This window comes from Wandonia sp., assembly GCF_984588085.1.
The window spans coordinates 22,764-30,853 of the sequence record NZ_CFIGVI010000035.1 but is presented as its reverse complement, the minus strand read 5'-3'; the positions used below and the strand labels follow the sequence as shown (position 1 = coordinate 30,853).

At 40.0% G+C, this 8,090-nt stretch carries 8 protein-coding genes; 3 read left to right on the top strand and 5 right to left on the bottom strand.

Going from position 1 to position 8,090, the window contains the following annotated elements; translation table 11 throughout:
* On the bottom strand, positions 1-183 hold a 183-nt coding region (locus AC4PL9_RS11865), incomplete at its 3' end, for a hypothetical protein (protein ID WP_491604963.1).
* Between the two features lie 346 nt (positions 184-529).
* Positions 530-913 (bottom strand): hypothetical protein, encoded by a 384-nt coding sequence (locus AC4PL9_RS11860; protein ID WP_491604962.1) that lies wholly within the window; start codon positions 911-913, stop codon positions 530-532.
* Positions 914-1,482: 569 nt separating this feature from the next.
* Here AC4PL9_RS11860 and purT point away from each other — a divergent pair.
* Both purT and AC4PL9_RS11850 read left to right on the top strand, forming a co-directional pair.
* Positions 1,483-2,646 carry a formate-dependent phosphoribosylglycinamide formyltransferase gene (purT, locus tag AC4PL9_RS11855; RefSeq protein WP_491604961.1) on the top strand — a complete coding sequence of 388 codons (1,164 nt, stop codon included), beginning with the start codon at positions 1,483-1,485 and terminating at the stop codon, positions 2,644-2,646.
* A gap of 10 nt (positions 2,647-2,656) precedes the next feature.
* Positions 2,657-2,920, top strand: coding sequence for a hypothetical protein (locus AC4PL9_RS11850; RefSeq protein WP_491604960.1), 264 nt, complete (start codon positions 2,657-2,659; stop codon positions 2,918-2,920).
* A 97-nt stretch (positions 2,921-3,017) separates the two neighbouring features.
* On the opposite strand, the gene AC4PL9_RS11845 is transcribed toward AC4PL9_RS11850, so the two are convergent.
* Entirely contained in the window at positions 3,018-3,557 is a 540-nt protein-coding gene (locus tag AC4PL9_RS11845) for a GNAT family N-acetyltransferase (RefSeq protein WP_491604959.1), read from the bottom strand.
* 78 nt (positions 3,558-3,635) lie between these two features.
* On the opposite strand from AC4PL9_RS11845, the gene AC4PL9_RS11840 reads away from it, so the two are divergent.
* On the top strand, positions 3,636-5,342 hold the full coding sequence (locus tag AC4PL9_RS11840; RefSeq protein WP_491604958.1) for a L,D-transpeptidase family protein: 1,707 nt from the start codon (positions 3,636-3,638) through the stop codon (positions 5,340-5,342).
* A 2-nt stretch (positions 5,343-5,344) separates the two neighbouring features.
* On the opposite strand, the gene hemF is transcribed toward AC4PL9_RS11840, so the two are convergent.
* Positions 5,345-6,238, bottom strand: coding sequence for an oxygen-dependent coproporphyrinogen oxidase (gene hemF / locus AC4PL9_RS11835; RefSeq protein ID WP_491604957.1), 894 nt, complete (start codon positions 6,236-6,238; stop codon positions 5,345-5,347).
* Positions 6,228-8,084 (bottom strand): PBP1 and LysM peptidoglycan-binding domain-containing protein, encoded by a 1,857-nt coding sequence (locus tag AC4PL9_RS11830; RefSeq protein WP_491604956.1) that lies wholly within the window; start codon positions 8,082-8,084, stop codon positions 6,228-6,230. The genes hemF and AC4PL9_RS11830 overlap by 11 nt, the downstream gene beginning before the upstream one ends.
* Between the last annotated feature and the right edge of the window lie 6 nt (positions 8,085-8,090).

Genomic DNA, 8,090 nt, shown 5'->3' with positions numbered 1-8,090 from the left:
AAACGATTTAACGATATCATACGTTTGTTTGCTCCCAGACATCAGTTCCAACACCTGTTGCTTTTTCCAATCTACAATAAATGTCTCCTGAATATCGTGGTTATTTGGACAACAATTGTTCGCTTTTACAACTAATGGCTTCTGAATACAGCGTATTATAAGTAGCTTTTGAAACTTGTGCATACGTCGTGGCACAAAAAAATAGTATTAGAGCTGTCATCCACCACTTTCCTTGTAACAATCTTACCTTTTCCATCCTGTTCCTTTTTTTGGGATTTGTATAGGTAATACGTGGGGATGGGAAAAGTAACAACCTAAAACGATAACATGGCATTATAGGAATAAAAAATCCTTTTATACAATTATGATTTCGGATAGCAATTTGGATATGTTTCTTTTCTTTGAAACTTGCGTTTTCATATAAATCTCGACCTTCAATAAACACTCCTCTTACTGAATCGTATTCATCCTTAATAACATCTTATTCAACGCGTGCGCAGTTTGTATTACTGTACAATCCAGATTCTTTTTACTTCGTTTTTATTGAAAAGGTTCCACCAAACTCATATTCATCCCCACCCTGATATTTGATTTGGGTAAATGTACCCTTAATTGTATATTTTTTGTCAAAGACATTATGACTCCATTCCCCATTAATTTCAACAAAACTTCCAAAATCTAATGCATATATCATGCCTGATATTTTTTTCCCGTCCTTTTGAAGCTTTGATCCATTAATTACAATATGATCTTTAGTAGGTTCTGTAACCTCAATACTAGAATACTCATCAAATGATTGTGGATATTCATAATGGAAGTACCCCGCATAACTTCCCGATTCAGGTTTATTTTTACTACAACTTATTAGAGTAAAACATAGAAAAAACATAAAAAACGTATTCGTACTTTTCATAACCATAGATTATAATAGCAAGGATTGACATCCATATATATTTGACCACCTGACTAGGTAAACTTCACCATCCCCAGCATAGAAGCGTAAACTATTCATAATCTATCAACTTACCAATCTTTTCTTGAAATAAATTTGAACCGACAGGACTTTTCCGATTTCAGTATGTTGTCTAACGAAGTTGTAAAAATCTATCTATCCTATCACGCTATGGTACAATTCTAATCCACTATTTGCTAGATTAAGGTATTTTTACTCTTGCTTAACCGAGCATCAAAACGGTCTTTATAGACGTTATCCAAAGCTCTGTCTTCTCCATTTTTTCTGGTCGTACCTGATAATATGCGGAAATGGAAAAAGTAACAGGGAATTACGAAAATTGATATTGGGATATTGTCAATCCATACTACAACTATAGGTCTACCTCAAATGTAGTAATTACATTAAAACATATCGGTTGGCAGCTCAACTGATTTTGATAAACTTGCCTCGCAAGCACCTCATTCGTGGGATAAAAATCACTAAATTTGAAAGCAAAAGAATCACGGTTGTCTTCAAACAGTTTTACGATGAAAAAAATACTTCTTTTAGGTTCGGGTGAGTTAGGTAAAGAATTTGCTATAGCTGCACAGCGTAACGGACAATACATTATTGCAGTGGACAGTTACGAAGGCGCTCCGGCAATGCAGGTCGCCCATGAATCAGAAGTAATTAATATGTTAGATGGCAGTGAACTCGATCGCATTGTCGCTAAACACCAACCGGATTTGATTGTGCCCGAAATTGAAGCTATTCGAACGGAACGATTCTACAATTACGAAGATCAGGGAATTCAGGTTGTCCCGAGTGCAAAAGCGGCCAACTTCACGATGAACCGAAAAGCAATCCGTGATCTTGCGGCAAAAGATCTGGGAGTTCGTACAGCCAACTATCGATATGCTACTTCTTATGAAGAATTGAAAGCCGGTGTAGCACATACCGGGATGCCTTGTGTTGTTAAACCTCTTATGTCCAGTTCCGGAAAAGGACAATCTGTTATCCGTACAGAAGAAGATATTGAAAAAGCATGGAATTATGCGCTTGAAGGATCAAGAGGAGATTTGAAAGAAGTCATTGTTGAGTCTTTTGTTGATTTTGATTACGAAATTACCTTACTGACTGTTACCCAAAAGAACGGGGAAACACTATTCTGTGCTCCCATTGGTCACCGCCAGGAAAGAGGAGATTATCAGGAAAGCTGGCAACCCGCTCCGATGTTGGAAGCTCATCTGAAAGAAGCGCAGGAGATGGCTGAAAAAGTTACCCGTGCGCTGGGCGGTGCAGGAATCTGGGGTGTTGAATTTTTTATAGCTAAAGAAGGAGCTTACTTTTCAGAACTCTCCCCACGTCCACATGACACAGGAATGGTAACACTTGCCGGAACACAAAACCTGAACGAATTCGAGTTACACTTACGAGCAATTCTTGGTTGGCCTATTCCGGAAATAGAACTACTCCAATCCGGAGCCAGTGCTGTAATTCTCAGTGAAATTTCCGAAGAAAAAACTCCGGAGTTTGAAGGAGTCGAAAAGGCCTTAAACTATCCCTCATCTGATATCCGACTGTTCGGAAAGCCTTCTACCCGTAAGTACAGACGTATGGGAGTAGGGTTGTATCACGATACGGTTGATACAGATATTGAGGAAGTAGTAGCAAAAGCGAAAGAGATTGCAGGAGCAATAAAAGTTAAATAAGTATTAGCCCTTGAAAAGACGGATAAAATGGAAACAGGTTGTAATACCTCCGCTTATTTTCGTAGTAATCTTTTTTGCCGCTCTTAGTAATCTAAGCGGGCAATCAGGTGGTGATTTAGCTCTGCGCTTACTTACAATCGTACTACTCTTACTTCAAACCTTTGTTACAGGTCTGGCTACATTTCGTCAAACTTTTCAGGAAAAAATGTTCTGGATACTCGGACTACTTCTTACATGGCTGGCAGGTGGTATTCTGCTTTACAGTATCACCTAAATTTAAGTCCTGTTTCTTCTGCTGACACCACTATACATAGAACTTTATAAAGATCCGAAGCAGGAGAAACAAAACCTGATCCTCTATCTATTTAAACTTATTTCGATGAAGGGAGTTCTCGCCTGTATACCCACACGTCCAATCCCTGATAAAGGACTCTCTTATCTCTTTTGAAGCCATTTTTTTCGGCTACTCTTTCCGACTTTACATTACCCACATCTATAATTGAGATCAGCGAGTCAATCAACTGGTGCTCTATTGCGAAATCCATAAACAAGCGCGCTGCTTCGGCTGCATAACCCTTCCCCCAGTATTGAGGTAATAACTGGTAACCGATCTCTATCTCATAGTTCCCATCAACCTCTTTACCCAAAAGTCCACACAACCCAATAAAATTTCCGGTCTCTTTTTCGATCAATGCTTTTAAGCCATAGGTCTTCTCCTCATACCGGGTAAACTGACTAGACAAAAACTTTTCCGCCGCCGGAAGCGGGTTCTCCGGAGCATAATATTCCGGGAAAAACTCTGTTGCATCTTTACTCTTCACGAAATCACACCAATGAGTGGCATCCTCTGGAACAAGAAAACGAGTCGTAATTCGTTCAGACTCTAACTTAGCTTTATAATAACGCTCCATGTATTCAAAATTACGATTATTCTTCGGAATTTTGTGCGCGCATATTTTTTTGTATTTTAGAATAGACAAACATCCATTATGATTTTTAACAAACTTATTTACCTACCGGTCATCTTCTTACTCTTGCAATCCTGCACCTCTACAAACCCTGAAACAACTCCGGAAACTGTATTTGAAAATCAATTTATTGCTGCAAAAAATGAGGCTGCTGACTATATTCGTGAAGCTATACAGATGTCTGACTCTACAACCGGAATTTCTATTCATGGTATTCGCCTAAAAAATCCGAAAGAAATTGAGACTTTTTATACAACTCATCACTTTTCGCCAGGCTGGTTAAAACACAATGACAGCATGGGCTTAATAAATGAAATGGCCCGTTATATAGAAAATATATACTACCATGGATTGAACCCGTCCGACTATCTGGCAGATACTATTCTGCACTATTATCAATTAGTTCAGACCAATAAAAACCTCTTATTACAGCCTGATTTTATTGCCCGTTTCGACCTTTTGCTCAGTGATGCTTTCTTTTCTTTATCCCAACATCTTTACTACGGGAAAGTTTCACCCGAAAGTCTTTCCTCCGAATGGGAAATAGAACAAGTTAAGCCTGTTTTGGATCTTACCTCCGAACTGGCACTGTTTCTCAAAGGAGCGCAAAGTTTGAATTCGTTTATGCAACGTTTTTACCCACCCCATCCCGGATACAACAAAATGGTAGCCTATGCACAATTGCTATCGGAAACACAAAAAGAGGATAGTTTTCTGGTGATTATCCCGGAAGACAAAATCACACTGCATATTCTTGAAGACAGCTCATACAATGAACAACTCGTAAACCGACTACGTTATCTCGGTTATACAGATCAGACCCTTCTTGATTATACCGACAGTTTACAAAACCTGTTTACAGCCATCAAAAACCTTCAGGAGCATTATGGGTTAAATCAGGATGGTGCCATTGGCAAACGGACCTATAGTGCTCTCAACGAAACCACTGAAGAAAAACTGGGTAAACTTTTTGTAAATATGGAACGCTTGCGTTGGATGCCCGCTTCTTTTTCGGATCACTATCTTCTGGTCAATATTGCCGATTACACACTTGATTATATTAAAACCCAGGATACTTTACTTCACATGCGTACCGTTGTCGGAAAAGATGCCCGTCAGACTCCGGTTTTTCAAGCCCGCATGACTTATCTGGTTTTCAGCCCGACCTGGACCTTACCTCCGAGCATTCTCTATGAGGATGTTATTCCCGCAGTAGCTAAAAACATTGATTATCTGCAAAAAAAGGAGATGATTGTTCTGGATCGGTCAGGAAATAGTGTTGACCCCAATACTATTGACTGGAAAAAAGCCGGAAAAGGAAATTTCCCTTATCGTATCCGACAAAAACCGGGAGGTCTCAATGCTCTGGGACGCGTCAAATTTATGTTCCCGAACACACACAGTATCTATTTACATGATACGCCTTCCAAAAGTTTTTTTCAACGGGACTCACGTACTTTTAGTTCCGGATGCATCCGCATTGAAAAGCCCATAGCACTGGCCGAGTTATTACTGGAAAATAATTCTGCTGAATGGACAGAAGAAGAAATAAAAGAAGCCATGTTCTCTGAAGAAGAACAGATCGTTACTCTAAAAGAAAAGCCGGATGTTTACATCTATTATTTAACTGCCTGGAGTACTGCGACAGGTGAAATTCATTTCCGCGAGGATGTGTACTCCAGAGATCCCGAAATTCTGAAAGCCTTACAAACAACAAAAAAGAACTAAATTTATACCGTCTCCGGAGTTGTTTTTCCTGAAAGGAAGTCCAGTGTTTTCTGTTCTTCTTCCGTAGCTTTATAATCATAGATCCATGAAGCGGTGACAGGAAGTGACATTAGTATGGACTCCGTTCTTCCTCCTGTCTTTAATCCGAAAGTAGTTCCCCGGTCATAAACCAGATTAAACTCTACGTAGCGTCCTCGCCGGTAATTTCTCCATGCAATATTCTGCTCAGAATATTCCTTTTCCCGCTCTCCGGTTTGCTCCGCGTAGATCTCAACAAAAGCTCTTCCCAATTCGCATGAAAAGGCAAACAATTCCTCTTTCGAAAGGGAGTTTCCTTCGTGCTGGTGATCGTAAAAGATACCGCCAACCCCCCTTGTTTCATTTCGATGCGGAATAAAGAAATAAGTATCTGCCCATTCTTTAAACTTTGGGTAAAAAGAAGCGTCGTATTTATCACAAATTTCCTTTAGACGACTGTGAAATAAGCTTGCTTTTTCGGGAACGACGTAATGCGGTGTCAGATCTATTCCACCGCCTAGCCAATACTCACCGGTATCCATTTCAAAATAACGGATATTCATATGAATGATGGGCACAAACGGATTCTTCGGATGCAGTACAATAGAAACTCCGGTCGCAAAGAACTCACTTCCGTTCAATCCTAATTGTTTATTCATCGCTTCGGAAACAGGGCCATGGACTGCGGAGAAATTCACACCACCTTTTTCGATCAGGTCTCCATCGGAAAGCACACGGGTTCTTCCCCCTCCTCCTTCTTCTCTGGTCCAAAGATCTTCTACAAAAGTTGATTTGCCATCCAGTTCTTCTAATCCCTTACAGATTTCATCCTGGATTTTACGATACTCTTCCGCTATTACTTCTCTACTAATAGACACGACCAGCCTCCTCTATCACAAAGTTATTATACCGAACGATAAACACATTATTGTTCTCAAAACCATTCTGAACACCTCTTGTTGAATAATGTATATTGTTTATCACCCCTTCAATCGGTTTCTTGGATTTCAACAAGTATTTCAAAACAAATTGCATTGTAACGTCAAATCCCTGCATGGCATATTTATCCGGATCTGTTTTATATACAGCACGGAAAACCTTGATAAAATCCTGTACCTGCTGCTCCTCGTAATTGACCGAAACCGCAGATGGATAATGTAAGTTCAGACGGCGTTTATAATCCAGCTTCACCTCATCATAACCGTCCCAGTCGCGAAGTCCGTATACGCGGATATCGGCTTCGTCATAGGTTCTGGATATATTCCTAACCTTATTCATTGTCGTCATAAAGTTTGCCGCAAAAACACGACTTTCAGAAGGAACTACAAAAATATTCACCATATCCTTCTGAATATGTGTCGCAATATCTCTTCCTGAAGTAGATCCTAAATTGATTTCTTTCAGAACAGGTCTGAATGCTCCGGTTCCTAATTGATCATTTAATCGTTTCCGGACAATCTCATAATTTTTTTCATCTGCTTTCAAACCACTTTTCACAAGAATAATATTGTGCTTCGCATGATTCTTAATCAATTCATCTGCCATCCCCTCCAGTAATCTTGTATCCGAAGGAACAGAAGCAAATACAAAGCGGTTACTTTTCAGATTAGCAACTGGTATCGGTACAGGAGCAAGAACGGGAACTTTATTCTTTTTCGCCCAGCTTGCCAATGCTTTTGATGGTCCGGGCATAAGTGGTCCAATCACTAAATCCCAATCCGATCCTTCCATTTTCCCAAGAAGCTTACTGGTAGTCAATGAATCAGATTTGGTATCAAACAAACTCACCTCTGCATTCAACCCCAAATTCGCTAACGAATCAAGTGCCAGTTTTATTCCCATATAGAACTCTACAGCAACACTTGTGTATTTATTCATGGAAGCTCCGACAGAAACTCCATAAACTCCACCATTGAGATCATAATTCATCGGAAGTAAAACAGCCACCCGAAACTGATCTTTTCTCGGGAACAGCAAAACAGAATCTGCGATCACATCATCATCCACCTCCGGAACTTCCCGCACAACAACACCTGTAATTGTTTCTTTTTTCAACGGGATAATTAATACATCTCCGGTTCGGATCTTATTGTTTCGGATCTTATTGACTTTCACAAGTGTATCCATTGACACCATAAACCGCTTCGAAATTGAATACAGGGTTTCGTGTTTCAGAACTGTATGTTCTACCAGTGAATCTTCAAAAATCACTCGAGTTACAGGTTGTTGTTCCCTCACCTGATCTTCAATCCGTTCAGGAGCTGTTGCGTTTTCTGATTGCTCCTCAGTACTTCCCTCAACAATCAATTCCTGACCGATGGAAAGTCCGTTTTCAACTCCCGGGTTTTTTGCCATTAAAACATCAACAGAGATTCCATACTTTCGCGATATACCATACAACGTTTCTCCCTGCTCAACTTTATGGATTGTTCTTTTCTCTGTTTTCTGAACAGGTGCTGTAGTCGTCTCCTCACCCGGAACGGGAATCCAAACAATCTGTCCGATAGACAAACCGCTCTCTACTCCCGGGTTTTCCCGAATAATCGATTCTACGGGCACTTTATAGGTATTATACAAACCCCATAGTGTATTTCCCTGCTGAACAATATGTACATAAAACTTCTTCCCCTCTCTTTCCTTTACTTCAACTTCACCCGGTTGAGCGAAAGCGAACTGAACAAAAGACACACACAACACTAAACAATACAGCAGTCTGCTACTCATATTTTA